This is a genomic window from Microtetraspora glauca (genome assembly GCF_040656155.1).
GTDB lineage: Bacteria > Actinomycetota > Actinomycetes > Streptosporangiales > Streptosporangiaceae > Microtetraspora > Microtetraspora glauca.
Window position 1 is genome coordinate 24,747 of record NZ_JBFALK010000027.1, and the last position, 24,810, is coordinate 49,556.

Genomic DNA, 24,810 nt, shown 5'->3' on the forward strand with positions numbered 1-24,810 from the left:
GGATCCGACGTGGGTGTCACCAGGAGGTCCGTCACCCGCGCCGAGACCGCACAGGCCAATCGTGGCTGGTGGGACGGCGCGGCGGACGAATACCAGGCGGAGCACGGCGAGTTCCTTCGCGACGACGGGTTCATCTGGTGCCCGGAGGGACTGGACGAGGCCGACGCCCGGCTGCTGGGCGATGTGGCCGGTCACCGGGTGCTGGAGGTCGGCTGTGGCGCCGGACAGTGCGGCCGGTGGCTGCTCTCCCAGGGCGCCTCTGTCGCGGCCTTCGACCTGTCCTGTCGGCAGCTCCAGCACTCGCGCCGCATCGACGAGCAGACGGGGGCGTCCCTGCCGGTCGTGCAGGCCGACGCGGAGGTCCTGCCGTTCCTCGACGACTCCTTCGACCTGGCCTGCTCGGCGTTCGGGGCGTTGCCGTTCGTCGCGGACGCCGGGGCCGTGCTCGCCGAGGTGCGCCGCGTGCTGCGTCCGGGCGGGCGGTTCGTGTTCTCGGTCAGCCACCCGGTCCGGTGGGCGTTTCCCGACGATCCCGGCCCGCACGGGCTGACCGCGGACCGGTCCTACTTCGACCGCGCGCCGTACGTGGAGTTGTCCGACGGCGGGGTGCCGGCCTACGTGGAGCACCACCGGACGCTGGGCGACTGGGTGGGCCTCATCGCCGCGTCAGGGTTCGCCCTGACGGGTCTGGTCGAGCCGGAATGGCCGGAGGGCCACGAGGGTGTGTGGGGCGGCTGGAGCCCCCTGCGCGGCCGGCACCTCCCCGGCACCGCGATCTTCAGTTGTCTGAATACCTAGCCGCCATGGCGTGGAAGATCTCCCTCGGCTTCCAGCGCACCTCGTCGATCATGCTGACGACGCCGTACGAACCGGGGTCGCGGTCACCGCGCCGCTCGTATCCGGCGAAGGTGAACCAGAACGCGCTGTCCACTCCCTCCGCCTCGAAGGCGGCGAGCAGTTCCTCGAAGTAGCGCACCTGCTCGGACTCGTCCGGCACCAGGTCCTCCACCTGCTCGATCGCCCACGCCATGCCGCCTCGCTCGCCCGCGCCCCGGTAGGGGCAGGTGCCGAACTCGGTGACCGCGACCGGCTTGTCGTGCCGGAAGTGGCCACGGATCTCCTCGCGGAAGTTCGCGGCGTTGTAGGCGCCGCGGTACGCGTCGACGCCGACGACGTCGAACGGCGTCCAGTCGACGAACTCCCAGGGCGCGGAGGCGTAGGTCAGCCGCCCGCCGAACCGCTCGCGGGCGACGCCCGCCGCCTCGGCCAGGAAGGCGTTCAGCCGCCCGAGCATCGGCCCGATCGACGCCCAGTCCTCAACGGTGAACGACGCCAGGGCGCCCAGCCGGTCGTAGAGTGTCTCCCCCGGCAGGAAGCCGGGCGCGAAGCCGCTGATCTCGCACCCCATGACGTAGACCACCTCGGCACCCGCCGTACGCACCCGTTCCGCCCTGGCGGCGCAGTCGGCGAAGAAGGGCAGCATCTCCTCGGTGGTGAGCTCGCAGGGGAAGGGTGCGAACCACACTTCGAGGCCCGCGGCGGCGGCGTGCTCGGCGGCCACGCTGAGCCGCTCCGGGTCGCCGCCCGACACGCGTACGGCGGTGCAGTGCAGGTCGTCGGCGATGACGCGCATCTCGCGGCGTACCACCTCGGGGTCGAAGTGGGGCCGGGAGGCGCTGCCGGGGAGGAACCCGGTGTCGTAGTTGATGCCCACAGCTCTCATGTCACAACTCCCATGTCGGGGGACGGGGCGGGAAGGCCACAGGTCGATAGATCGCGAGGTCGCCGATCACGGGTCGGGGATCACGGGTCGGGGAGGTCGCGGCTCGTGCCGGGCGGCACGGCTAGGGGCCGAGACGGCGGGCCAGCCCGTTCTCGAGGAGGTCGAAGGCGAGGTCGACGTCGCCGGCCAGACGGCGTCCGGCCTCGTGGAGCGGCATCCCGGAGGCGATGCGGTGGAAGAACGTCTCCTGGATCGTCAGGACGGCCGCGCTGATCTGGGCGGCCGCCAACTCCGCCGCCAACCCGGCGCTGTGCTCCGCCGGCGGCTCGGCGCCGTCTCGCTCGGCGGCCTGTCCGGTGGGGTGCGTGGTGGCCGGCCCCGCCGGGAGTTCGGCGGACCGCTGGGCCGCCTGGGCGCCTGCCCGCTCAGTCGGCTCGCACGGGGCAGACGGCCCGTGGTCTCCGGACAGGGCGCGGGCGAGGGCGCGCCGCTGGCCGTACTGGAGCCGGTTGGCGGCGGCGGTGAGCGCGGGGCTGTCCACGATCACCTTCATCTGGGCGACCAGCCCGTCCGTGTCGGCGATGCCCGGTTCTGCGGCGAACGCGAGGAAGTGCGCGCGCAGCGCCTCCAGGGGCGACTGGCCGGGACGTCGGCCCGCCACGATCCCCGCCAGGTCCTCCTCCTCGATCGCGTGCAGGACGAGGGACTCCTTCGCCGGGAAGTACTTGAACAGGGTGACCTTCGCGACGCCGGCCGCCTCGGCGATCTCGTTGACGGTGACCGCCTCGAACCCGCGCTCCGCGAAGAGGCGCATCGCCACGTCGGCGATCGCCTGCCGCGTCCGCCGCTTCTTGTCTTCCCTGAGTCCGGCCATACCGGCACAATAAATGAACCGGGTTCATATGCAAACCCGGTTCATCTTTTCCGCGCTCAGCGCGCGGGCGTCAGAGGCGGACCACCACGGTGTTGGACGCCCGATCGTGCAGACCCCTGCGGTCGCGGTCCCAGATCAGCGCGGGTACGGCGAGGCACAGCAGGAACGTGCGGACCAGCACGGAGACGAAGGGCGGACGTCCACCGTCGAGCGTGGCGACCCGGAGGCCGAACAGCCGCATGCCGAGCGTCATGCCGATGGTGCCGACGAGCAGGACGTTCTCCACCGCGAAGACCGCGAGGCCGACCCAGCCGCCGTCCGGCCCGTGGGCGCCGAACACACCCCCGGCGATGGCCCAGGTGCACAACAACCAGTCGACCAGGATCGCGCCGAAGCGCCGGCCCCAGCCGGTGACGGAACCGCGCCCATCGGCGGGCAGGCCGAGCCGCTCACCCGGATAGCCGAGGTCGATGCCGGCCGACCGGACTCCTCCCAGCCAGGTCTGCGTCCATCGGGGCTGCTGGTTGCTCATGACTCCACAGCGTATCCGCGCTCGTCACCGGTCTTCCGCTTGGAGGCCGCGACGACCATGATTGACCCTGTCTCCTGACTTTTCAGCCCTTGGAGTGATCTGTGCGCTCGGCGGACCCTGACGACATCGACGCGCGCTTCGAAGCGCTGGTCGCGCAGTTCGGCGAGGAGGAAATCCTCCGGATGGAGGCGATGGCGGCGCGACTCCCCCGCTCGGGGCGGCGCCGTACGCCGGTGGTGATGCTGGCCATGCTCGGGGTGGTGGCCGTCGCCGGGGCGATCATCAGCCTCCGGCCGGATCTGCTCGGCGGCGACACGACTCCGACGGCGACACCGCGTCCCTTGACGCCCGCCATCATGCGCCCGGCGGGTGAGGCGACCGATCCGTCGGTGACCGGCCCTCCCCCGGCGACCGATCCGTCGTCCGGCGCGGAATCGCGGGACACCGCCTCGTCGCCGTCGCCCGCCCTGTCTCCCGTGCCGTCCGCCATCACTTCGTCAGGGCGCTGACCCGGTCCCGGCCGCCCGGGATCGAGAACCTCGACATCGATTTCATCTGCCGGGGCGCGATTCTCCCATCGCCCCCTTCCGTATCATCACCTCGCCGCGACGACGCCCGATTCGCAAAGATATTCACAGAGTGGGCAATATTTCCACAGGAAATGCGGCGGCAGTATGGCGGCACTTCCATGATGGATTCGATCCGGTCCCGCGCGGCCGTCGCGTACGGGCCGTCAGGACGGACGGCGAGCCCGCGCGACCCGGCGGGGTCCCGATGATCGTGCCGGCGCGCCGACCGCGAAACCCTTGGCCATGCGGGGTTGAAACGCCGACCTGCGGGACACGAGAACATCGTTTCACCTGCGCCGATACGGCGTTAGTCGTCCGGGCGCGGTTACTGTCGGAGGGCGCTTCCATTAACACGCGCGAAACAAACGAGACATGGGGCGGAAACGGCTCGGGCCTATTTTCGGGTTTGCTAGCCCATGCCCCTGGGAGGTTCAAGAGTGTTTAACTCTGCCGACGACGTCCTGAAGTTCATCCGGGACGAGGGTGTGCAGTTCGTTGACGTCAGGTTCACGGACCTGCCGGGGACGACGCACCACTTCACTTTCCCCGTCGAGAACTTCGGCCCCAATGTTTTCACTGACGGGCTCATGTTCGACGGCTCGTCGATCCGCGGTTTCCAGGCCATCCACGAGTCGGACATGCTGCTGCTGCCCGACCCGTCGACCGCCGTGCTCGACCCGTTCCGCCTGCACAAGACGCTCAACATCAACTTCTTCGTGCACGACCCGCTGACGGGTGAGGCCTACAGCCGGGACCCGCGTAACGTCGCCCGCAAGGCCGAGGAGTACCTCAAGGGCACCGGCATCGCCGACACGGCCTACTTCGGCCCCGAGGCCGAGTTCTACATCTTCGACGACGTCCGGTTCGAGACGAAGTCGAACGCCGGTTACTACTACATCGACTCGATCGAGGGCGCCTGGAACACCGGCAAGGCGGCCGAGGGCGGCAACCTGGGCTACAAGCCGCGCTACAAGGGCGGCTACTTCCCCGTTCCCCCGATGGACCACTTCACCGACCTGCGCTCGCAGATGGTCCGCAACCTCATCGAGGCCGGCATCGAGACCGAGATGCAGCACCACGAGGTGGGCACCGCGGGCCAGGCCGAGATCGACTTCAAGTTCGGCACGCTGCTCAAGACCGCCGACAACCTGATGCTGTACAAGTACATCATCAAGAGCACGGCGCTCCAGCACGGTCACACCGTCACGTTCATGCCCAAGCCGCTCTTCGGTGACAACGGCTCCGGCATGCACTGCCACCAGTCGCTCTGGAAGGACGGCGAGCCGCTCTTCTACGACGAGGTCGGCTACGCGGGCCTGTCCGACATCGCCCGCTACTACATCGGCGGCCTGCTCAAGCACGCCCCGTCGCTGCTGGCCTTCACTAACCCGACGGTGAACTCCTACCACCGTCTGGTGCCGGGCTACGAGGCTCCGGTCAACCTGGTGTACTCCCAGCGCAACCGTTCCGCGTGCGTCCGCATCCCGATCACCGGCTCCAACCCCAAAGCCAAGCGCCTGGAGTTCCGCGTGCCGGACCCGTCCTGCAACCCGTACTTCGCCTTCGCGGCGCAGCTCATGGCCGGCATCGACGGCATCCGTAACAAGATCGAGCCGCCGGAGCCGATCGACAAGGACCTCTACGAGCTTCCGCCCGAGGAGGCCCGCCAGGTCCCGCAGGTGCCGGGCTCCCTGGAGGAGGTGCTCGACGCCCTCGAGGCCGACCACGACTACCTGCTCGAAGGCGGCGTCTTCACGCCCGACCTGATCCAGACCTGGATCGCGTACAAGCGGGAGAACGAGATCGACCCGATCCGTCTCCGCCCGCACCCGCACGAGTTCGAGCTCTACTACGACGTGTGATCCCGTAAGACGTTGCCCTGAGCAGATGGCCTCGTGCCACCCGCTCAGGGCACATCCAGGGCACTCGCGTTCAATGGAAGGCCATCGGCCGGCACTCCACCGAGGGCACGATCGATGGCCTTCCGCATGCGCTGCTCACCCGACGGCATGAGGTGTGTGTACGTCCGAAGCGTGGAGCTCGGGGTCATGGTGCCCGAGGAACTCGGCACGACTCCGGACAGCAACCCCAGGACGCGACCGGGCCGGACGGGCGTCCGGCCCGGTCGGCCCGATCGCTTAGAGCCGCATGCCCTTCGGCGGAATTCCGGCGTCCACCAGAAGCCGGCGCGCTTCCTCTTCCCGGGAATCGTCGACGAGCACCCTTCGGGGGAAGGCACCGATGCCGCCTTCAAGAATGCTCATGTTCTGATCCGCGATCTGATAGGGGATCTCGGCTTCCAGCAGCAACGCTTCGACAGCCGAGATCAGCGCCGGATCGTTGGCACGGACCACCTCGCGCACGTTCCCTCCCCTGTTGACATGGCAATAGAGGCCGATACGTTCAGAATACGAAGTCGGTTTTTTCGGCGTCATGGTGCCGTCGTGCTGCTGTTTCCCGTCGGGCAACGGTCGAGGGCAGCCCGGCGGCCACACCCATTCTCGATTGGAAGCATCCACGGGTACAGGGGTTGGTGGATGAAGTCCAGGACGGGAGCGCCAGGACGGACCGGGATCTTCTGGTCACGGCCCACCGGCTCATCGCCGGCCTACAGGGCGGCTCGAGGTCAGGCCTGACCCTACGTCGCCGGCGCCATCAGGCGTCGAGGTCGCGGAGCCCGACGGCGTCGTGACGCCAGAACGGCTCGGAGTAGACCAGCGTCCCCGTCATCCACGGCTCGTACGCCGGAAGCCTGATCACCTGAAAGGCGGGGTCGGGGATGCGCAGGGACGGCTTGCGGAAGCCCAACTCGGCCCCCGGGGTGAACCCGAAGCGGGAGTAGTAGCCGGGGCCGCCTTCCAGGAAGACGAGGGGGCTCTCCCCTTCGGTCAGAGTCTCGAGCCCAGCGCGGACCAGGGCCGAGCCGATGCCCTGCCGCTGACGCTCGGGCAGCACACCCAGCGGGCTGAGCACCCGCACATCGACCAGCCGCCGCGGAGCATCGAGCAGGCTGCGGGTGAACATGACGTGCCCGACGACCTGCCCGGCGTCCTCGGCCACGAGAGCGAACCCCCCGCCGGAGCGGATCCCGTCGCGCAGGCTGTCGACCAGATCGGCCACGATTCTTCCGTGATCGCCGAACGCTCGCAGATGGACATGACGCACCGCGCCCGCATCGCCCGGCCGCTCTTCTCGAAGCTCCACCCCCGCAGGCTAAGCGGTCTGTCCCGCCGCCGACATCTGTTTTTCACCCGCCTGCCCCGCGGCTGGCGTCGACGACGAGGCGCAGCGCGAGACCCGGCATGGCTGTACAGCAGCCCATGCAGCAGCGCCGTCTTACACGAGCGCACCCCACCGGCCCGCGTCTACCGACCGAACAGGGCGGCGAGCTCTGCGAGGGCCTGCCCTTCCCTTGCTGCGGGCTTTCCGCGTTGCACGCTCAAGCTTCCCTGGGCTGAGGGCTGAACGGAGACGGAACACGATTGCTCGGGCCGATCACGGCTCGGGGGATCTTTCCCTGTGATCGCCACGGCAGCGGCAACGAGGGCAGTACCGCCTAGGCCGGCCGCGCTGCCATCGTGCGCCGGCCGAAGGTGATGCTGCCAATCAGGAGCACCACCCCCGGCAGCACGCCGCCGACGAACGGCACCCAGGCGACGGCGACCGTCGATGCCAGGACGAGTCCTGTGGCGCCGAGCAGGGTGAGCGCCACACCGGGTACGGCGATGCCCCAGTCCTTCCAGATCGGCGCCAGCGCGATGAAGTGCACACCGACCACGAACGCCACCCAGGCCACGTTCGCCTGCTCAGGACGTCCCCAGGCGGCCAGCACGCGGATCCCCCCGAAGATCAGGATCGCCTCCGCGGCGACGACGATCAGGTAACCCCGCCCGAACATGTTCCGCCGCCGCCCCTCGGCGGACCGCTCCCTCCGGGCGGTGAGAAACCACATGGTGAGAACGCTCGCGGCCCCCAGGCAGGCGGACACCCGTAGAAGATTCACCACCACGGCGCTCAGCGGGCTCTGTGCGTTGACGAGGACGAAAACCGCGCCGAAGACGGCGCCGACCAGCAATCCGGTTATTCGCTGCATGGCGTTCATTGAAATCGGCGCGGGATCGCCTCCGCATGGGGGCCAGGGCGAGGACGAGGTAGGCCTGGCACTACCTCGCCGCGCCGCGCAGATGGGCGAGCACCGCCAGCACCCGCCGGTTGTCGTCCTCCGTGGCGGGTAGCTCCAGCTTGGCGAACACGCTGGCCACGTGCTTGCCGACGGCCGCCTCGGTGATCGACAGGGCGCGGGCGACGGCGCTGTTGGAACGTCCTTCGGCGATCAGCGCGAGCACCTCGCGCTCGCGCGGCGTCAGGCGCTGAGCGGGCTCGGTGACCTCCCTGGCCCTGGTCCAGGTCTGCTCGAACAGGTCGACGAGGGTGGCGATCAGGCTCTGCTGCCTGATCACCAAGGCACCCGGAGCGTAGGCGACGGGGGTGATCCGGACGAACGCCACCGCACGATCGAAGACGAGCAACTGCTGAATCGGCTCGTCGACGACACGGTGCAGGTCGCCGGCGGCGTGCAGTTCCCTGATCCTCGCGGCCTTGCGGGGGTCATCCAGCACGCTCGCGTGGACGATCGTGCGCATCGCCACGCCGCGCCGCAGAGCGTCAAGCACGTCGCGCCTGCTCTTCTGCTCGTGGCGATCCTTCTCCGGCGAGCCCACCGGGTGCATGGCGCGCAGCTCACCGGCCGAGCGGGCGGCCTGCGCGATCTGCTGCCGAACGAGTTCGCTGTCGTCCAGCCGCTCGACGTCGACGGGGATGCCGCGCAGTTCGCCCACCACCTCCTCCAGCCGATGAGCCAGCTGGGCCAGCGACACGCTCTCGTCCACACGCCTCCCTCGCCGACCGCGCCGGTTTCCTCCCCGGGAAAGACCATCGGATAGGTTACGCGCCGCCGGGCCACTGGGTCAGGGCCGGCTTCGACGGCACAGGACGTCCGCTGTCCCACGGCGCCGCCCACCACCGTCGGCAGGGCTTCCGTCCACGGGCGGCAACGGTCAGCCGATTCCAAAGTGTCCAACCGGCCATGGCGTTGAGACGACCCGGAGGTGGCAAAGGCGCGCTTATCCGCGACCAGGGCGGCAAGCTCGTGATACGACGGCCGCTCAGCCCCGCCCGCGACACCCGACGACCAGTCCAGGGGCGGCGTCACACGACTTCCGGGAGCGGATGAACTCGGCGAACGAAGGGTGATGGGCACACCGCCCCGCGATGGTCCGGCATCCGGGACACCCCTGGGAGCGCGGACCTATGCGTGACGAAATCCACCACGGATCCATAGGGGGACGAAGTGGGTGAACGGAGCATTCGACGCATTACCGCACACGCGGCGCCGGCTCTGCTGGCGGGGACGCTGCTCGTCGGCTGCGGCGGCGACAGGACCACCATCCCGGCGCCCCAAGGAGCGGCCGCCACAGTCGCGCAGGTGATCGCCGCGCCGTCCCCGACCACCGGGCCTGAGTACAACGCCCCATGCCCGACGGCGGGCAACACCAGGCGGTTCGCCAAGACCCGCTTCGCGCTGCACGCGGGTCTCGCGCTGGGCGCCTTCCATCGCTATGTCTACAAGCCCCTGCGCAGCGGCGGCTTCGAGGCCGGGGCGGAGAAGCGGAAGCGCGCTTTCGTGAAGGCGGCGGTGGCGGGTGCCTTCGCCCTGCACCAGTTGAAGGTCGCCAAGGGCTTCGCCGTGGGTAATCCGACGCTGTGCAAAGCCGTCGAGGCCGCCAGCGACCGGTTCACCAGCCTCACCGACAAGCTGAAGGGCGGCACCGCCACGAATGCCGACGTCGAGGCCGGCAAGACGTCGATGGACGGCCTGCAGCGTGACGCCACGAACACCGGCTACCCGTTCAAGGAGCAGAACGTCACCATCCCCGGCGCCGCCTGACCGGCCCCGGGCGCGCGTACCGGCGCGCGGTTAGGCTGCGTATATCGACGGGCGACGGGAGGCGATTCTGTGACGGAGCGCAAACCACCCGGGGTCAGCTTCGAGAGCTGGATCGACCGGCAGATACGCGAGGGCACCGAGCGCGGCCTGTTCGACAACCTGCCCGGCGCGGGGAAGCCCCTCCCCGACCAGGGCAAGCCGTACGACGAGATGTGGTGGATCAAGCAGAAGCTGCGCGAGGAGAACCTGACGCTTCCTCTGCCCGGCACGCTCGCCCTGCGCAAGGAGGCCGAGGAGGCCCGCGCCGCAGCGGCGGGAGCGAGGTCGGAGGCCGAGGTACGGAAGATCATCGCGGACATCAACGAGAAGATCGTCGAGGGGACCCGGAAGGCGATGTCGGGTCCGCCGCTGAATCTGGCGCCCTTCGACGTCGACGAGGTCGTACGCGACTGGAGGGAGCGGCAGCCGGCCCGGACGCCGCCCGCCGCCGCTCCCCCGGAGCGACGGCCCAAGGAACGCTCCCTGTTCGGATGGCTACGCGGCAACAGGTGACGCCGGGCCCGGTGCCATCGTGATCAACTGACGTACGCACCGGCGCGGGCGACGGCGGCCTCGGCCGCACGCTCGTCACAGATGGCGGCCACTCCCCTCGTGGCGCTGGCCGCCGGTGCCGTAACTGCTTGGCCGGATTCTGGTTCGTCGAGAGGAACACCGCCGCGCCGCTCGTGCCCGTACGCATCATGAAGCGGCGCACCGTGATCCGGGGCAACGTCACAGGGCTGGTCGCCTTCGCGACCGAGACCTCGCTGGTCTTCCTGCTCACCCTCTACCTGCAGAAGGTCCTCGGATACTCCCCGACGGCCACCGGCCTCGCCTTCGGCGTCCTCGGCATCGGCACCGTGGTCGGCGGCATGTTCGGCGGCAGAGCCGTCGGCCGCTTCGGCAACATGCTCGCCATCGTCGGCTTCATGGTCACCGCGACGTCCGGGGTGCCGGACGAGGAGCAGGGCCTGGCCACCGGCCTGGCCACGATGACCCAGCAGGTCGGCATCACCATGGGTATTCCGATCATGAGTACGCTCGCCACGGCCAGGATGGCCGGTCTGGGCGCCTCCGGTCCCGGCGTGGTCCTGTCCGGCGTCGGCTTCGCCATCCTGATCAACTCCGCGGTCGTCCTGGCCGGAACGCTGCTCGCCGGAACCCTCCTCCCCACCCGCCGCACCCCCACGACTGATACGCCCACCCCCTGACTCGCATCGCGCCGACTGGCGGGACACGCGCCGGCTTCGTCCGGCGAAGAAGGAGGCGCTCGGAGTGCGAGATCGAACGCGCCCGACGCCGTGGACGACGGAGACACCCAATCGGACGAAGAGCCACGAAGTATGCTCGGCAACGGCTGATCGCACACAACGATGGGAGAGGGCATGCCGGAAAGCGCCGGGTTCACAGAGTTGGTGGAGATCACTTCGGAGGCCGAGCTCCGCGAGCTGCTGGGCGATCCGATGCCGAGGGCGGTCACCAAGGAGCGTGTGTCGCTGCACGAACGGGACCGGGAGTGGCTGGCCGCCTCGCCGTTCTGCCTGATCGCCACCGCCGGCGCGGACGGGACCTGCGACGTCTCCCCGAAGGGCGACCCGGCGGGGTTCACCCTCGTCCTGGACGACACCACGATCGCGATCCCGGAACGGCCGGGAAACCGCAGGGCGGACGGCTTCCTCAACGTGCTGGCCAACCCGCACGTCGGCCTCATCTACCTGGTGCCGGGCCGTACCGAGACGCTGCGGATCAACGGCAGGGCCCGGCTGGTACGCGAGGCGCCGTTCTTCGACCAGATGATCGTCAAGGAGCACCGGCCGCAGCTGGCCCTCATCGTCGAGATCGAGCAGATCTTCTTCCACTGCGCGAAGGCGTTCCTCCGCTCGTCGTTGTGGAAGCCGGAGACGTGGAATCCGGACGTGCTGCCGTCGCACGCGCGGATCGTCAAGAGCGTCCAGCAGACGGAGGAGACGCTGGAGGAGCTGGAGCAGTACTACGGGCCCGGATACGCCACCCGCCTCTACGAGCCGGGTACCCGCCACACTCGTTGACCGCGGGAGACCGGGCCGTACGGAGGAGCCGTCGGCGCACGAAGGTCGTCCGGCCTCGGGCTTATTGGCTGGACAGCCTGAACGCGCCCATGAAGGATGCGACGCATGACACGCACCGACATGCCCTCGTCCTTCGATGAGCGCACCATGCTGACGACCTTCCTCGACTACGCCCGTGCCACCGTTCACGCCAAGTGTGAGGGGCTCTCGGACGAGAACGCCGCCAGTGCTCCCCTCCCGGGCTCGCCGCTCATGACGATCTCCGGGTTGGTCAGCCATCTGCGCTGGGTGGAGTACTCCTGGATACAGGTCGTCCTCCTCGGCGAGGAGGACGAGGGCCCGTGGACGCGCGAGGACCCCGACCGCGAGATGCGGATCGGCCCGGACTTCCCGATCGCCCAGCTGCTGGCGGAGTATGAGGCCCAGAGCGCCCGTTACCGCGAACTGGTGGCGTCCATGGAGTTGGACACCCTGGCGAAGCGCCCGGTCCGGGACGGCAAGCACGTCGAACTGCGCTGGATCATCATGCATCTGATCGAGGAGACCGCCCGGCACAACGGGCACATCGACATCCTCAGGGAGATGGCCGACGGCGTCACCGGCGACTGACCCCGTCCCCGTGCGCGTATCCCTGCGCCCCATGCGGTGCTGAACGAGCACGAACGCGGGCGCGCGCTTCGTCATCGGTGTTCTGACGGGGAAGCTCGACGCCGTCGGCCTGGGCGCGGAGCGGCACACGCACCTGCTGCCCGGCGTGGCCGACCTGCCCGCCCTCCCCGGCCTGCTCACGCGCTGACGGTCACTTCTCCGGGGTGGAGACGCGGGAGCGGATGCCGGTGACGCGGCGCAGGATGTCCCACCAGAAGGGCGCGCCGAACAGCAGCGCGATCAGGGTGATGAGATAGCCGGGCCAGTGGGCGGGGGACGACACCCGGCTCCACCAGTCGCCGCCGCGCCACGTCCAGGCCGGTCCGGCGTCGGCGCTCATGTCGACCGCGACCGGCGCGTGCGTGAAGATCTGCACGAACGCCGGCGTGCTGAGCACCTCGGTCACGCAGGAGTACGTGTCCTGGCCGGCCGCGCACCGCTCCTTCAACGGTGCCAGCGCGTCGGGGCCCGACTGGGCGAACGCCGCCACCGAGCTGCGGTAGGCGCTGTCGTTCAGCAACGACTTGCCGTACTCCAGGGCGTCCATGCCGAACAGGACCGTGACGGTGAGGCTGAGCACGGCGATCACCCAGCGGACGTACCTCCGGTAGAGGATCGTCAGCCGCTCCATCTCGCCGTCGAACCAGTCCTCGACACCCTTGCGGAACGCGTCGACGTCGTGGGACGCCCGGTCCCATACGGCCTTGAGCGGCCGGTAGAGCGGACTCTTGAGCATGTCGAGGTCCCGCATCATCCGCTCGACGCCGCCCATGTCGGTGGCGATCTCCATCATCGCCACGGCGAAGCGGGAGGGAGGGATCTGGGCGATGTTCGTCCTGCCCCGCGTCGAATGGTCGATCTCCTGCAGCCGCTCGTGGAGGAGCTCGGCCAGGGACTTGCCCTCCCCCGCCGGAACCACCGGCTGAGCCCCTGACTCAGTCCCTCCCGGAACTCCCGCCTGTGCCCCCGCCTGAGCCGGGTCGGCGGACGGGGAGGGGGATGGTCCGGTCTCCTCCGGGTCCGCCTGCCCCGGCCCGTGCGCCGGATCGGCGAGCCCGACGCCGGCGATGTCCGGTGTCGCGATCCCCTGCGTCGATCCGACGGCGAGGCCCGACAGGCCGTGGGCCGGTGCCGCCGTCATGTCCGCCGTAAGATCCGCCGTCATGCCGGCCGTCATGTCGGCGGCGACGGCCTCGGCGGCGACCGTGCCGGGAGCGGGCGCGAGCGGCGGGCTCTCCACCGGCGCGGGCTGGGCGCTGAAGGCCGGTCGAGGATCCCGGCCGAACGGCAGCATGGCGAACACCCCGAGCACGGTCGCGGGCAGCCTGGACCGCCCCGTGCCGGACGGCGGGAGCAGGTCGGCCAGGCGGTTCCGCAGCCAGCGCCCGACGCCCTTGAACCGGTCGAGCGCGCGCATCAGGAACCGGAGCACCGCCGGGGCCCTGCCCGCGACCTCCGCGCCGTCGAGCGTGTCGCGCAGGTACGCCCACAGGAACTTGCTGCGGATGCCGAGCAGCCGGACGATGCCCTCGTTGAGGCCGCTGACCAGCAGTGACAGCAACAGGAAGGCGAGCACCAGGCCGAGGGCGAGGTCGGTGTAATACGAGATCAAAGAGATCACCGGGAATCTACAGCGCGGAGGCCTTCAGGCCGGGGGGAAACGCGGAACGGTCGTGCACGTCGATCTCTTCACGAAGGGGAGGACGTCAACCGGACTGTTGATACACCCGCGTGTCGTCGGGGCGCAACGGACTCGGCACATCACGGCACGCGTCACTGCCGCACCAGAAAGATCACGCGGTCCGGTCCTGACGATCAGTCCTCGTAGAACACGCGCTCCGCGACCGCCCTCGCCCGGCGGGTGACTCGGCGGTAGTCCTCGATGAAGTCCTCGGAACCGTCCGGCGGGTAGCCGAGCGCCCGGGCGATCAGCGCCCGCTCCTTGACGGCCGTGGGGATCATGTCCCCGGCGCGGCCCCTGACGAGCATGATGGCGTCCCTGATCCGGGAGACGAACCGCCAGGCCCGGTCGAGGGCGGCCTCGTCCTCGCTCGACAGCAGCCCCTCCGCCACGGCGGCCCGCAGCGCGTCGAGCGTCCGCGTCGTGCGCAGCGCGGGTACGGCTCCCGCGTGGCGGAGCTGGATGAGCTGGGCCACCCACTCCACGTCGGAGAGCCCGCCCCTGCCCAGCTTGGTGTGCAGGGCGGGATCGGCGCCGCGCGGCAGCCGTTCGGCCTCCATCCGGGCCTTCAGCTTGCGGATCTCCCGTACCGCGTCGGCCGGGATGCTCTCGGCGGGGTACCGTACCGGGTCGATCATGTCGATGAACTCGGCGCCGAGCGCGGCGTCCCCGGCACAGAACCGGGCCCGCAGCAGCGCCTGGGCCTCCCAGTGGGACGACCAGCGGTCGTAGTACGCCTTGTAGGACGCGATCGTCCTGACCAGCGGCCCCTGCCTTCCCTCGGGACGCAGCCCGGCGTCCACCAGCAGCGGCGGATCGGGGGCCTGCAGGGCGAGCAGCCTGCGCAGCTCCTCGGCGACGGCGTGGGCCGCGTCCGTCGCCTCCCGGTCGGCGGCTCCCGGCAGCGGCGCGTGGACGAACATCACGTCGGCGTCGCTCGCGTACGAGCTCTCCATGCCGCCCAGCCGGCCCATCGCGATCACGGCGATCCTGGTCGGGGGCGCCTCCCGCCGCTCGACGCTCACCTTGTTGATCGCGGCGTCGAGCGCGGCCTGGATGGTCACGTCGTTCAGCGCGGAGAGCGCCTGCCCCACCTGCTCGATGTCGAGCAGTCCGGACAGATCCGCGCACGCCGTACGGAGCAGTTCCCTGCGGCGCAGCGCGCGGACCGCGGCGACGGCGGTCTCCGCCTCCTCGCCGTGCCTGTCCACCGCCGCGGCGGCCTCGCCCGCCAGGGCCGCGGCGGGCCGTACGGCGAGCTCGGCGTCGGAGCCGAGGATCGCGACGGCGTCGGGCGCGTGCAACAGCAGCCCGGTCACATAGCGGCTGGTCCCGAGCAGCCGGGCGAGCCGCTCGGCGACGGCGGTCTCGTCGCGCAGCAACCGCAGGTACCACGGGGTGGCCCCGAGCTTGTCACTGATCTGCCGGAACCCGAGGAGGCCCGCGTCCGGATCCGGGGCGTCGGCGAACCAGCCGAGCATGACCGGCAGCAGGGTGCGCTGGATCGCGGCCCGGCGGGACACTCCGCTGGTGAGGGCGGCGATGTGGCGCAGCGCGCCTTCGGCGTCGGTGTATCCGAGCGCTTCGAGCCGGGCCGTGGCCGCCGCGGTGGACAGCCGCGTCTCGGTCTCGGGCAAGCGCGCGACGGCCTGGAGGAGGGGCCGGTAGAACAGCTTCTCGTGCAGCCGCCGCGCCTCCAGCGCGTGCCGCTTCCACGTCGTGGTGAACTCTCCGACGGGATCGCTCGTCATCCCGAGACCGCGCCCGATCCTGCGCAGGTCGGCGATCTCCGACGGCACGACGTGCGTACGGCGCAGCCGGTGGAGCTGGATCAGGTGCTCGACCTGGCGCAGGAAGGTGTACGCCTCCGCGAGCGCCTTGGCGTCCTCCCGTCCGACATATCCGCCTCTGGACAGGGCGGCGAGCGCGGACAGCGTGGCCCGGCGACGCAGCAGCGGGTCGGATCGCCCGTGCACGAGTTGGAGGAGCTGGACCGCGAACTCGATGTCGCGCAGGCCGCCGGGCCCGAGCTTGATCTGGCGTTCGGCGTCACCGGCTCTGACCTGGGCCTCCACCCGGCGGCGCATCGCCTGCACGTCCTCGACGAAGTTGTCCCTGGCCGCGGCCTGCCAGACCAGCTCGTTGACCGCCGCGACGTACTCCTGGCCGAGCTCCAGGTCTCCGGCGACCGGCCTGGCCTTGAGCAGCGCCTGGAACTCCCAGGTCTTGGCCCATCGGCGGTAGTACGTCAGGTGGCTGTCGAGCGTACGGACCAGCGGGCCCATCCTGCCCTCGGGACGCAAGCCCGCGTCGACCTCCCAGAGGGAGCCCTCGGGGGTGCTCTCCGAGCAGGCCCGCATCATGGTCTGGGCCAGCCTGGTCGCGATCTGGAGCGCCTTCGTCTCGTCGGCACCGTCCCCCGGCTCGGCCACGAAGATCACATCGACGTCGGAGATGTAGTTGAGCTCCCTCGCGCCGCACTTGCCCATCCCGATGACGGCGAGCCGCACGTCACCCGCGTCGGCGACCTCGGCGCGCGCGATGGTCAGGGCGGCGTCGAGCGCCGCGCCGGCCAGGTCGGACAGCTCGGCGGCGGTCTCCGCGAACGAGGACTCCCTCATCACGTCGCGTGCCGCGAGGTGCAGCAGCCTGCCCCGGTACGCCACGCGGAGCGCCTCGATCGCGGCCCGGTGGTCGTGCGGGAACGGGGAGACCGCGGCCGACAGTTCCTCCCGCAGTTCGCGGTCGGTGGGCCGGTCCGGGCTCTCGGGGGTGTTCTCCAGGAGCCGCAGGTGCTCCGGGTGCCGGACGACGTGGTCACCGAGGGCGGCGCTCAGGCCGAAGACGCGGAGCAGCCTTGCGCGCAGCGCCGGATCGGCCCGGAACGCGCCGAGGACGCTCGGGTCACGCTCGACCAGGCGGCTCAGCGACGTGAGCGCGAGATCGGGGTCGGCGGTCGCCATCAGGTCGTCGAGCAGGCCGAGGTCGCCGACCGCCTCCGGGCCGAGCTCGTCCAGCAGCCGCTCGGCCCTGGCACCGTCGGCGAATCCGAGCCTGGCCAGGCGCCCCGCGGTGGTCTGCATCCGGGAGTCGGCGTTCACCGTGCCTTCTTCCAGCTCGACGTCGATCATCACATCGGCCATCGTGGACGGGCCTTCCCAGCAACGGTACACATGGCGGGAGAAGCCTCCTCGCTAAGATCGGCTCTGGCGCGCCGGACCGCGCGCCGCCCCCGGCGCACACGGTAACCCGTGGGCTTGTGCGCCGTCCTTAGCGGTTTCTCTGCGTAATCAGGCCATCACGCGCTTTGGGCGCGGGCCTCCCGCCTCACGATGTTCCCGTCAGGCGCTCCCGCACCAGCGCGGCGAAGCCCTCGGCCAGTGGGCGCCACGCCGCCTGGAGGTTCGCCTCGCCCTCCTTCACGCCGCGGTCCAGCTCCGCGACGTCCTGATCGGCCAGCTCACCCTCGGCGGTCCAGCTCATGAAGATCTCCGCCGTCGCCTCCGGGTGGAACTGCACCGCCCACGCGGATTCGCCGAGCCGGTACGCCTGGTTGGGGTAGGGCGATCCCGTCGCGAGCCGTACCGCGCCGGGGGGAAGCTCGGTCATCGCGTCGTAGTGGTACTGCACGGCCTCCGGCTCCGGCATCGCCTCCGCGACCGGGCCGAACAGCCGGTCACCCGCCGCCTCGGGGAGCAGCTCGATGGAGCAGAGCCCGATCTCCAGGCCGTCCGCTCCGCGCTCGACCGTGCCGCCGCACGCGATGGTCATGAGCTGCGCGCCGAGGCAGATGCCCAGCGTCGGGACGCCGCTCTCCACCGCTCCGGCGATCAGGTGCCGGACGTCCGGCAGCCAGGCGCACCCCTCGTCGTCCCACGCCGACGGTGATCCGCCGAGCACGACCAGCCCGGCTCCAGGGTCCGTGGGGACGGCCTCTCCCCTGTGGGGCCGGACGATCTCGTATCCGATCCCCGCGTCCTCCAGCCAGCCTGCGAAGAATCCCAGGCCCGCGCCGACCTCATGCTCGATCACGACGACACGTTCGCTCATGCCGACGAGCATAAGGGGGGAGAAATTACACGTCTGTCACTGGACGTACCTTTTGTGGTGTCGCTGCCGTACAGTGCCGGAAACAGTGCCAGAAAGATCTTTCATTGCTGGAGGAGCCGATGCGGTTCGACGAGGTCGCGGTACCGGGTGGAAAGCTGCGGATCGCCACGTTCGGCGAGGGACCGCGCCAGATCATCGCGGCGCACGGCATCACCGCCTCTCTCATGGCCTGGCGCGCGGTGGGCGAGGCGCTCCCGGCCGGATGGTCGCTGGTCGCCGTCGACCTGCGCGGGCGCGGCCACAGCGCGGACGTCCCCGGCCCGTACGGCCTGCCGCGGCACGCGGAGGACCTGGACCTCGTCGCCGAGCACGTCGGCGCGGACGACACCGCGGTGCTCACCGGCCACTCGATGGGCGCGTACGTCGCCGCCCTGCACGGCGCGAGGCGCGACTACTCCAGGGTGGTCCTGATCGACGGCGGGCTTCCGCTGCCGATGCCGCCGGGGGCCGACCCGGACGCGGTGCTGGAACTCACACTCGGCCCCGCCATCGCGCGGTTGAGCCAGACCTATCCGAGCGTGGACGACTACATCGGTTTCTTCAAGGTCCACCCGGCGTTCGCCGGAGGCTGGTCTCCCCTCGTGGAGGAGTACGTACGGTACGACGCGACCGGCCCGTCCGACGCCATCAGGTCCCGCGCCCAGGAGGACGCCGTACGGCAGGACGGCCGGTGGCTGCTGACCGGCGCGGACGAGGTCGGCGCGGCGCTGGAGAGCATCACGGTGCCGCTCAGCCTGCTGCGGGCGCCGCGCGGCCTGCTGAACCAGGAGGTCGGGATGCTCCCCGACGATCTCGCCGCGCACTGGACCGGCCGGCTCCCCGATCTCAAGGACGAGGTCGTCGAGGACTGCAACCACTACACGATCGTCTTCGACGGCCGCTGCGTCCGTACCGTCGTGGACCGGCTGACCACCGGCTGACCACCGTTCGGGCGGACCACCCTCGGGAAGGCCCGCCCGGGAAACGGACGGCGGCCCGTGGTCTCACCCGCTCTCGCGGGGACCACGGGCCGCCGGACGCTCGTCGGGCCGGATGTCACCGGCTCAGGCGCGCGGAACGATCCAGGTGGCCTTGGCGGCGGCGACCAGGGTGCCGTCGACCTCGTAGACCGCGCTCTCGCCGAAGAGCTTGCGCCCCTCGCGGCCCGAGACCCGGCCCACCACCGAGTACCTGCCGAGGGGGTAGACCCGGCGGTAGACCTGCGCGGTCAGGCGGCCGAGGAGGGCGGACTGGCCCGGCTGGGGGTGGTCGTCCGGCGACGCGTCCGGCCCGCCGAAGTGCGCCCAGAAGGTCACGCAGTCGAGGGCGGACCAGATGATCGAGTCGGGTACGACGCCGTCCTCGTCGGTCACGTTGACCGGGACCCGCCAACCGGCGGCGACGGCGCCGGTCTCCGGGACCGGGCCGGGGAAGATGCGCAGGCCGTCGCCCGGCTCGCGCAGCCCGCAGGCGAAGCATCCGGCGATGGCGTGCCCGCGCAGACCGGCGAAGCCCGCCTCGGCCCGCGCGGCGTCGGTGAACGGCACGAACGGCGGCGGCGTCAGGTGCTCGGCGACCGGAATGGCCTCGGCGAGATGCCGCTCGGCGTCGCCGAGGGCGAGGGTGTTGCCCACGTGCGCGACACCGAGCTCCGTCTCCAGCGGCACCGGTCTATGGAGGGTGACCTCGACGGCCGAGTCATGACACGCGCCGGTCAGAAGACCGGCCAGCGTTCCCGAGATCCAGCCGCCGTTGGCTGTTCCCTCGGGGCCCCGGAATCGCTCCGGAACGGTCAGAACGGTCTGCAGCCCGGCAGCCGTCGTCATGCAACACCCTCCAACGTTACGTACCAATTACGGCCCATCCGCATCGGTCGTAACCAACTATCCGATTTTACGCTTCTCCGATTAAGAGAAGTTAAACAGACCCGGATGTCGGCCATGTTGGCCGTGCGTAACGGAACGATGACGCGACGGACCCATCGCGCTGACCGGATCGTGACGCGAGGTAACGAGGTTACGAGGTGACGAGGTGACGACGCCGGACGGCCGTCAGAGGATCGGGAGGTACCGTCCGAGTTCGAACTCGGTGACCTGGCGGCGGTACTCGCTCCACTCGCTCCGCTTGTTGCGGAGGAAGAAGTCGAAGACGTGCTCTCCCAGCGTCTCGGCCACGAGCTCGCTGTGCTCCATCACCGAGATCGCCTCGTCCAGCGACTGCGGCAGCGGCTGGATGCCGAGCGCCCTGCGCTCCCCGCTGGTCAGCGCCCAGACGTCGTCCTCCGCGCCGGGCGGCATGTCGTACCCCTGCTCGATGCCCTTGAGCCCGGCGGCGAGGATCACCGCGAAGGCGAGGTAGGGGTTGCACGAGGAGTCCAGCGACCGGAACTCGATGCGGGTCGATCCGCCCTTGTGCGGCTTGTACATCGGGACGCGGACCAGCGCGGACCGGTTGTTGTGGCCCCAGCAGATGTAGGAGGGCGCCTCGCCGCCCGCTCCGGCGATCGCCTCGGCGCCGCCCCACAGCCGCTTGTACGAGTTGACCCACTGGTTGCACACCGCGGTGATCTCGGCGGCGTGCCTGAGCAGGCCGCCGATGAAGGACCGGCCGACCTTGGAGAGCTGGTAGTCGGCGCCCGGCTCGTAGAAGGCGTTCCTGTCGCCCTCGAACAGCGACATGTGGGTGTGCATGCCGGAGCCGGGGTACTCGGTGAAGGGCTTGGGCATGAAGGACGCCCAGACGCCCTGCTCCAGGGCGACCTCCTTCATCACCAGGCGGAAGGTCATGATGTTGTCGGCCGTCGTCAGCGCGTCGGCGTACCGCAGGTCGATCTCCTGCTGGCCGGGAGCCCCCTCGTGGTGGCTGTACTCCACCGAGATGCCCATCGACTCCAGCATCATGATCGCGTTGCGGCGGAAGTCGTGGCCCGCGCTGTGCGGCGTGTGGTCGAAGTAGCCGCCCTCGTCCACCGGCATGGGCCGCTCCCCGCGCTCGGGCCGGTCGCGCAGCAGGAAGAACTCCACCTCGGGGTGGGTGTAGAAGGTGAACCCCATGTCCGCGGCCTTGGCCAGCGTGCGCTTGAGCACCCAGCGGGGGTCGGCGTGCGACGGCGACCCGTCCGGCATGAGGATGTCGCAGAACATGCGGGCCGCCCCCGGCGACTCGCTGCGCCACGGCAGGATCTGGAAGGTGGACGGGTCCGGCTTGGCCAGCATGTCGGACTCGTAGACGCGCGAGAAGCCCTCGATCGCCGACCCGTCGAACCCGATGCCCTCGGCGAAGGCCCCTTCGAGCTCGGCGGGCGCTATCGCCACCGACTTGAGGAAGCCGAGCACGTCCGTGAACCACAGCCGGATGAACCGGATGTCGCGCTCTTCGAGCGTGCGGAGCACAAATTCCTGCTGGCGGTCCACGGCGTACCCCTCGGAAACTACACGTCTGGTCTCGTACCAGTGTGCCCCCTGCGTGTTTCGCCTGCATTACGAGGGAACGGGACACCGCCGTTGATCGGTCATTCATTCGGAGGCGATCCGCGGCCGTTACGGTGCCGGTGATCAACGTGCCGGTTGAAGGGCGGTGGCCGTGCGCGAGCCAGGGGCAGGGGAGCCCGTAAGTGACGAACCTGACACCGGAGACCACGGGAACGTGGCGTCCCGGTACATGCGGGTGCCCGAATCGTGGGCCAGGGCCACGGCGGTCACGATCGCCGTCGTGTCGGTCTGCCTCGAACTGACCGACATCTGGGTGACCGCGCGGCTCCCGCGGCCGTCCTACACGCCGCTGCCGTTCGCGCCCGAGGACATGGCGGGCACCGCGTTCCCGCTGTTCGGGGCGTTGCTGGTGATCGCCAGGCCGCGGCTCGTGCTCGGCTGGCTGCTCTGCCTCGGAGGACTCGGCGCCGCCGTCAACATCCTCAGCCTCAACGTCGCGGCCCTGATCGTCCAGAACGGCGGGCATCCGTCGGTCCCCGCGATCGTGCTCTTCGCGCACGCGGTCTGGTGCCTGACGACGTACGCGCTGGGGGTCCTGCTGCCGCTGCTCTACCCGACCGGCCGCATCCTGTCGAAGCGCTGGTGCGTCCCCGGAGGGTTCGCCGCGGCCGCCCTCGTCCTCGGATGGGTGTGTGACCTGATCGGCCCCGCGACCCCGCTGACCGGGCACAACCCGTGGGCGGTGGCCGCGTTCGCGCCGTACCACGAGGTGGTCGCCCGGGTGCTGGACGGCGCGGTGACGGCCGGGATGGGGATGGCCCTCGCGTCACTGGCCGTGCGGTTCCGGCGGGCCGGCCCGGCCGAGCGCCGCCAGATCCTCTGGCCGCTGGCGGCCTTCACCGGCCTCATCGTCCCCTGGCTGGTCGGCGATCCGATCTGGTGGACGGCCTCGTTCACCATCCCGCTGGTGCCCGCCGCCATCGCCGTCGCCGTCCTGCGCTACCGCCTGTACGGCATCGACACCCTGATCAGCCGCGCCCTCGTCGGCGCCGGACTGGTCGGCGTCGTGGCCGGCGTGTACATGCTGGCGAGCGCCGCCTCCAGCCTGTTCCTGTCCGAGGTGGACCGGCTGGCCGGGCTGGCCGCCGCGCTGTTCGCCGGGACGTTCTTCCACCCGCTCAGGCACGGTCTCCAGCGCCTGGCCGACCGCATGCTGTACGGCTCGCGCGGCGACCCGATGACGCTGGCCGCCGAGCTGCGGCGGCGGCTCCAGCAGGCCGACCCCGCGCACGGCCTGCTCGCCTGCCTGGACGTCCTCAGGGAGGGCCTGTCGGTCACCGGGATCGCGGTGGAGATCGACGGGACCACCACGACCTCGGGCGAGTCCGGCCGGGTGGCCAGGGAGATCCCGCTGGTCTGGCACGGCGAGCCGGTGGGCCTGATGCTGGTCGGCCCGCCGGGCAGGCGCCGCTTCCCCGCCGCCCACGACGAGCGGGTGATCGCGGTGCTGACGCCGTACGTCGCCGACGCCGCGCACGCGATGCGCCTGACCACGGCGCTCCGCCGGTCCCGGGAGCGCATCCTGACCGCACGTGAGGAGGAGCGCCGGCGGCTGCGCCGGGACCTGCACGACGGCCTCGGCCAGACGCTCACGTCGATGGCGATGACCATCAACATGGCCAGGCTCACCCTGCGGACCTCGCCGGAGGGCGCCGACTCCCTGCTGTGCGAGCTGCGCGCCGGCATGGACATGGTCACCGCCGACATCCGGGAACTGGTGTACGGCCTGCGGCCCCCGGCGCTCGACGACCTCGGGCTGGCGGGAGCCGTACGGGCGCTGGCGGAGGCGGCGGGCCCCGGCCTGGCGGCGGACGTCGAGGTCGAGGGGGATCTCACGGGGCTGCCGGCCGCTGCGGAGGTGGCGGCCTACCGGATCGTGCAGGAGGCGCTGACGAACGTACGCAAGCACGCGAGCGCCGAACGGGTGCGGGTTTCGCTGCGCCGCGACGGCGAACTGCGCGTGGTGGTCGCGGACGACGGCGTGGGACTGCCCCGGGACCGGCGGTCGGGCGTGGGCATGTCGTCGATGATGGAGCGCGCCGCCGAGCTGGGCGGAACCTGCGCCGTGACCTCGGAGCCGGGGCGGGGCACCACCGTGACCGCCCGGCTTCCCGTCGATCGTCAGGCGCTGCTCACCAGGGCGTCTCCGATGGGTGTGCGCCGGTAGAGCACCTCCCTGCCCATCCGCCGCCGGGTGACGAGGCCGCCGCCGGACAACACGGAGAGGTGCTGGCTCACCGCGCCCGGCGTGAGCTCCATCCGGCGGGCCAGCGCGGAGGTCGAGGCCGGTTCCTCCAGCGCGGTGAGGATGCCGGCCCGGGTCCGGCCGATGAGCGCGCCGAGCCCTCCGGAGGTGCACGGCCGCCCCGACGTCCACAGGGTGCCGACGCCCCGGGCGGGATAGCAGAGCAGCGGCTGGTAGGGCTCGAACATGATCGCGGTGTCGGGCCAGTGGAACGCGCTGGGCACGAGCAGCAGGCCGTCACCGTTGATCGGCCCCGAATAGTCGCAGTCCCTCATCGCGACGAGCCGGTCGCCGTGCCAGGTGACGGACTCGTGCAGGTCGGCGAAGAGCTCACGCACTCCCCCGGTGGCGAGGATGCGCGAGCGCCACATGACGTCCGCCTCCAGCAGGCCGTAGACCTTCGGCCAGAACTCCTCGAAGACCAGTTTCCAGTAGGCACGCAGCGTGTCGGCCACCCGCCGGATGCCGGCCTCCGGATCCGTCCCGAACCGCTGGAGCGCCTCCGGGTCGGCGGACCGCACGCAGGCCAGCTCCTCCACTGCCGTCTCGGGCGGCGTGCGCCGTACCCTGTCCAGCTCAGCGGCGAAGTCCGGGAGCGGCGTGTCCGGCGGCGGCGTCAGGAAGTCGGGCAGATAGCCCCGCACGGGGACGAGCGCGAACAGCTCGGTGAGGTCCAGCCCGGCCAGGCGGGGCCGTACGGCGCGCAGCCACGGCAGGTGGACCGAGTGGGCGGCGGGATCGCGCAGCACGCGCAGGCTCGACACCAGCTCCCACAGGGGCGAGAACGCGAACCGCATCCGGGCCACGTCTCCCGCGGCGAACCTCCACTCGACCGGCACGTCCGCTCCCCCTTCCGGCGTCGGCCCACCCCAGCGGCTCCCCGAGGCGCCCATGCGGGGATTGTTTTAGCCAGGGCTAAAGCAT

23 protein-coding genes are annotated in these 24,810 nt (G+C 70.6%); 10 read left to right on the forward strand and 13 right to left on the reverse strand.

From position 1 onward, the window contains the following. The first annotated feature begins 9 nt into the window (after nucleotides 1-9). Entirely contained in the window at nucleotides 10-798 is a 789-nt protein-coding gene (locus AB0I59_RS36420) for a class I SAM-dependent methyltransferase (protein WP_358140369.1), read from the forward strand. On the opposite strand, the gene AB0I59_RS36425 is transcribed toward AB0I59_RS36420, so the two are convergent. The 3 genes from AB0I59_RS36425 to AB0I59_RS36435 all read right to left on the reverse strand — a co-directional run bounded on the left by AB0I59_RS36425 (nucleotide 779) and on the right by AB0I59_RS36435 (nucleotide 3,129). Further along, nucleotides 779-1,723 (reverse strand): glycoside hydrolase family 113 protein, encoded by a 945-nt coding sequence (locus tag AB0I59_RS36425; protein ID WP_358140372.1) that lies wholly within the window; start codon nucleotides 1,721-1,723, stop codon nucleotides 779-781. The two genes, AB0I59_RS36420 and AB0I59_RS36425, sit on opposite strands and share 20 nt — an antisense overlap. A gap of 121 nt (nucleotides 1,724-1,844) precedes the next feature. After that, entirely contained in the window at nucleotides 1,845-2,597 is a 753-nt protein-coding gene (locus AB0I59_RS36430) for a TetR family transcriptional regulator (protein ID WP_358140374.1), read from the reverse strand. 70 nt (nucleotides 2,598-2,667) lie between these two features. Beyond that, the gene (locus tag AB0I59_RS36435; RefSeq protein WP_061256425.1) at nucleotides 2,668-3,129 is read right to left on the reverse strand and encodes an RDD family protein; all 462 of its coding nucleotides are present in this window, start codon (nucleotides 3,127-3,129) and stop codon (nucleotides 2,668-2,670) included. A gap of 101 nt (nucleotides 3,130-3,230) precedes the next feature. Here AB0I59_RS36435 and AB0I59_RS36440 point away from each other — a divergent pair, with 101 nt between their 5' ends. Then, nucleotides 3,231-3,638 carry a hypothetical protein gene (locus AB0I59_RS36440; protein WP_061256423.1) on the forward strand — a complete coding sequence of 136 codons (408 nt, stop codon included), beginning with the start codon at nucleotides 3,231-3,233 and terminating at the stop codon, nucleotides 3,636-3,638. 497 nt (nucleotides 3,639-4,135) lie between these two features. After that, nucleotides 4,136-5,560: a type I glutamate--ammonia ligase gene (gene glnA, locus AB0I59_RS36445; RefSeq protein ID WP_061256420.1), complete on the forward strand. Its 1,425-nt coding sequence runs from the start codon at nucleotides 4,136-4,138 to the stop codon at nucleotides 5,558-5,560. Nucleotides 5,561-5,836: 276 nt separating this feature from the next. Here the strand turns inward: glnA and AB0I59_RS36450 are convergent, their stop codons facing one another. The 4 genes from AB0I59_RS36450 to AB0I59_RS36465 form a co-directional block, all read right to left on the reverse strand. Further along, the gene (locus AB0I59_RS36450) at nucleotides 5,837-6,166 is read right to left on the reverse strand and encodes a putative signal transducing protein (RefSeq protein WP_358140377.1); all 330 of its coding nucleotides are present in this window, start codon (nucleotides 6,164-6,166) and stop codon (nucleotides 5,837-5,839) included. 187 nt (nucleotides 6,167-6,353) lie between these two features. Further along, nucleotides 6,354-6,902: a GNAT family N-acetyltransferase gene (locus AB0I59_RS36455; protein WP_061256416.1), complete on the reverse strand. Its 549-nt coding sequence runs from the start codon at nucleotides 6,900-6,902 to the stop codon at nucleotides 6,354-6,356. Nucleotides 6,903-7,254: 352 nt separating this feature from the next. Further along, the gene (locus tag AB0I59_RS36460) at nucleotides 7,255-7,791 is read right to left on the reverse strand and encodes a hypothetical protein (protein WP_358140379.1); all 537 of its coding nucleotides are present in this window, start codon (nucleotides 7,789-7,791) and stop codon (nucleotides 7,255-7,257) included. A gap of 70 nt (nucleotides 7,792-7,861) precedes the next feature. Further along, nucleotides 7,862-8,587, reverse strand: coding sequence for a LuxR C-terminal-related transcriptional regulator (locus tag AB0I59_RS36465; protein WP_358140381.1), 726 nt, complete (start codon nucleotides 8,585-8,587; stop codon nucleotides 7,862-7,864). Between the two features lie 461 nt (nucleotides 8,588-9,048). Here AB0I59_RS36465 and AB0I59_RS36470 point away from each other — a divergent pair, with 461 nt between their 5' ends. From AB0I59_RS36470 to AB0I59_RS36490, 5 genes are all read left to right on the forward strand, one after another. Continuing rightward, a complete protein-coding gene (locus AB0I59_RS36470) occupies nucleotides 9,049-9,645 on the forward strand; it encodes a hypothetical protein (protein WP_358140384.1) in 597 nt (198 codons plus the stop codon). 69 nt (nucleotides 9,646-9,714) lie between these two features. Continuing rightward, the gene (locus AB0I59_RS36475) at nucleotides 9,715-10,197 is read left to right on the forward strand and encodes a DnaJ family domain-containing protein (RefSeq protein WP_061256411.1); all 483 of its coding nucleotides are present in this window, start codon (nucleotides 9,715-9,717) and stop codon (nucleotides 10,195-10,197) included. Nucleotides 10,198-10,325: 128 nt separating this feature from the next. After that, a complete protein-coding gene (locus tag AB0I59_RS36480; protein WP_358140387.1) occupies nucleotides 10,326-10,895 on the forward strand; it encodes an MFS transporter in 570 nt (189 codons plus the stop codon). Nucleotides 10,896-11,069: 174 nt separating this feature from the next. Further along, the gene (locus AB0I59_RS36485; protein WP_358140390.1) at nucleotides 11,070-11,732 is read left to right on the forward strand and encodes a pyridoxamine 5'-phosphate oxidase family protein; all 663 of its coding nucleotides are present in this window, start codon (nucleotides 11,070-11,072) and stop codon (nucleotides 11,730-11,732) included. Between the two features lie 105 nt (nucleotides 11,733-11,837). Next, the gene (locus tag AB0I59_RS36490) at nucleotides 11,838-12,341 is read left to right on the forward strand and encodes a DinB family protein (protein WP_061256406.1); all 504 of its coding nucleotides are present in this window, start codon (nucleotides 11,838-11,840) and stop codon (nucleotides 12,339-12,341) included. A gap of 190 nt (nucleotides 12,342-12,531) precedes the next feature. Here AB0I59_RS36490 and AB0I59_RS36495 read toward each other — a convergent pair whose 3' ends face one another. From AB0I59_RS36495 to AB0I59_RS36505, 3 genes are all read right to left on the reverse strand, one after another. Continuing rightward, nucleotides 12,532-14,001: a hypothetical protein gene (locus tag AB0I59_RS36495; RefSeq protein WP_358140393.1), complete on the reverse strand. Its 1,470-nt coding sequence runs from the start codon at nucleotides 13,999-14,001 to the stop codon at nucleotides 12,532-12,534. A 194-nt stretch (nucleotides 14,002-14,195) separates the two neighbouring features. Next, nucleotides 14,196-17,192 (reverse strand): bifunctional [glutamine synthetase] adenylyltransferase/[glutamine synthetase]-adenylyl-L-tyrosine phosphorylase, encoded by a 2,997-nt coding sequence (locus AB0I59_RS36500; protein WP_358140498.1) that lies wholly within the window; start codon nucleotides 17,190-17,192, stop codon nucleotides 14,196-14,198. A gap of 196 nt (nucleotides 17,193-17,388) precedes the next feature. Further along, nucleotides 17,389-18,111 carry a type 1 glutamine amidotransferase gene (locus AB0I59_RS36505; RefSeq protein WP_358140396.1) on the reverse strand — a complete coding sequence of 241 codons (723 nt, stop codon included), beginning with the start codon at nucleotides 18,109-18,111 and terminating at the stop codon, nucleotides 17,389-17,391. Between the two features lie 119 nt (nucleotides 18,112-18,230). On the opposite strand from AB0I59_RS36505, the gene AB0I59_RS36510 reads away from it, so the two are divergent. After that, nucleotides 18,231-19,091, forward strand: a complete 861-nt coding sequence (locus AB0I59_RS36510; protein WP_358140399.1) for an alpha/beta hydrolase — start codon at nucleotides 18,231-18,233, stop codon at nucleotides 19,089-19,091. 123 nt (nucleotides 19,092-19,214) lie between these two features. On the opposite strand, the gene AB0I59_RS36515 is transcribed toward AB0I59_RS36510, so the two are convergent. Both AB0I59_RS36515 and AB0I59_RS36520 read right to left on the reverse strand, forming a co-directional pair. Next, nucleotides 19,215-19,976 carry a hypothetical protein gene (locus AB0I59_RS36515; protein WP_061256403.1) on the reverse strand — a complete coding sequence of 254 codons (762 nt, stop codon included), beginning with the start codon at nucleotides 19,974-19,976 and terminating at the stop codon, nucleotides 19,215-19,217. Between the two features lie 225 nt (nucleotides 19,977-20,201). After that, entirely contained in the window at nucleotides 20,202-21,563 is a 1,362-nt protein-coding gene (locus AB0I59_RS36520) for a glutamine synthetase family protein (RefSeq protein WP_082776950.1), read from the reverse strand. Nucleotides 21,564-21,795: 232 nt separating this feature from the next. Here AB0I59_RS36520 and AB0I59_RS36525 point away from each other — a divergent pair, with 232 nt between their 5' ends. Next, nucleotides 21,796-23,808, forward strand: coding sequence for a sensor histidine kinase (locus AB0I59_RS36525; RefSeq protein WP_358140403.1), 2,013 nt, complete (start codon nucleotides 21,796-21,798; stop codon nucleotides 23,806-23,808). On the opposite strand, the gene AB0I59_RS36530 is transcribed toward AB0I59_RS36525, so the two are convergent. Beyond that, entirely contained in the window at nucleotides 23,763-24,779 is a 1,017-nt protein-coding gene (locus AB0I59_RS36530; protein ID WP_358140406.1) for an ArsR/SmtB family transcription factor, read from the reverse strand. The two genes, AB0I59_RS36525 and AB0I59_RS36530, sit on opposite strands and share 46 nt — an antisense overlap. Between the last annotated feature and the right edge of the window lie 31 nt (nucleotides 24,780-24,810).

Bases quoted from the DNA above. Each gene is read 5' to 3' on its own strand.
- AB0I59_RS36505 (WP_358140396.1), bottom strand. From the start codon at position 18,111: ATGAGCGAACGTGTCGTCGTGATCGAGCATGAGGTCGGCGCGGGCCTG.
- AB0I59_RS36515 (WP_061256403.1), bottom strand. From the start codon at position 19,976: ATGACGACGGCTGCCGGGCTGCAGACCGTTCTGACCGTTCCGGAGCGA.
- AB0I59_RS36510 (WP_358140399.1), top strand. From the start codon at position 18,231: ATGCGGTTCGACGAGGTCGCGGTACCGGGTGGAAAGCTGCGGATCGCC.
- AB0I59_RS36435 (WP_061256425.1), bottom strand. From the start codon at position 3,129: ATGAGCAACCAGCAGCCCCGATGGACGCAGACCTGGCTGGGAGGAGTC.
- AB0I59_RS36430 (WP_358140374.1), bottom strand. From the start codon at position 2,597: ATGGCCGGACTCAGGGAAGACAAGAAGCGGCGGACGCGGCAGGCGATC.
- AB0I59_RS36425 (WP_358140372.1), bottom strand. From the start codon at position 1,723: ATGAGAGCTGTGGGCATCAACTACGACACCGGGTTCCTCCCCGGCAGC.
- AB0I59_RS36485 (WP_358140390.1), top strand. From the start codon at position 11,070: ATGCCGGAAAGCGCCGGGTTCACAGAGTTGGTGGAGATCACTTCGGAG.
- AB0I59_RS36460 (WP_358140379.1), bottom strand. From the start codon at position 7,791: ATGCAGCGAATAACCGGATTGCTGGTCGGCGCCGTCTTCGGCGCGGTT.
- AB0I59_RS36530 (WP_358140406.1), bottom strand. From the start codon at position 24,779: ATGGGCGCCTCGGGGAGCCGCTGGGGTGGGCCGACGCCGGAAGGGGGA.
- AB0I59_RS36500 (WP_358140498.1), bottom strand. From the start codon at position 17,192: ATGATCGACGTCGAGCTGGAAGAAGGCACGGTGAACGCCGACTCCCGG.
- AB0I59_RS36490 (WP_061256406.1), top strand. From the start codon at position 11,838: ATGACACGCACCGACATGCCCTCGTCCTTCGATGAGCGCACCATGCTG.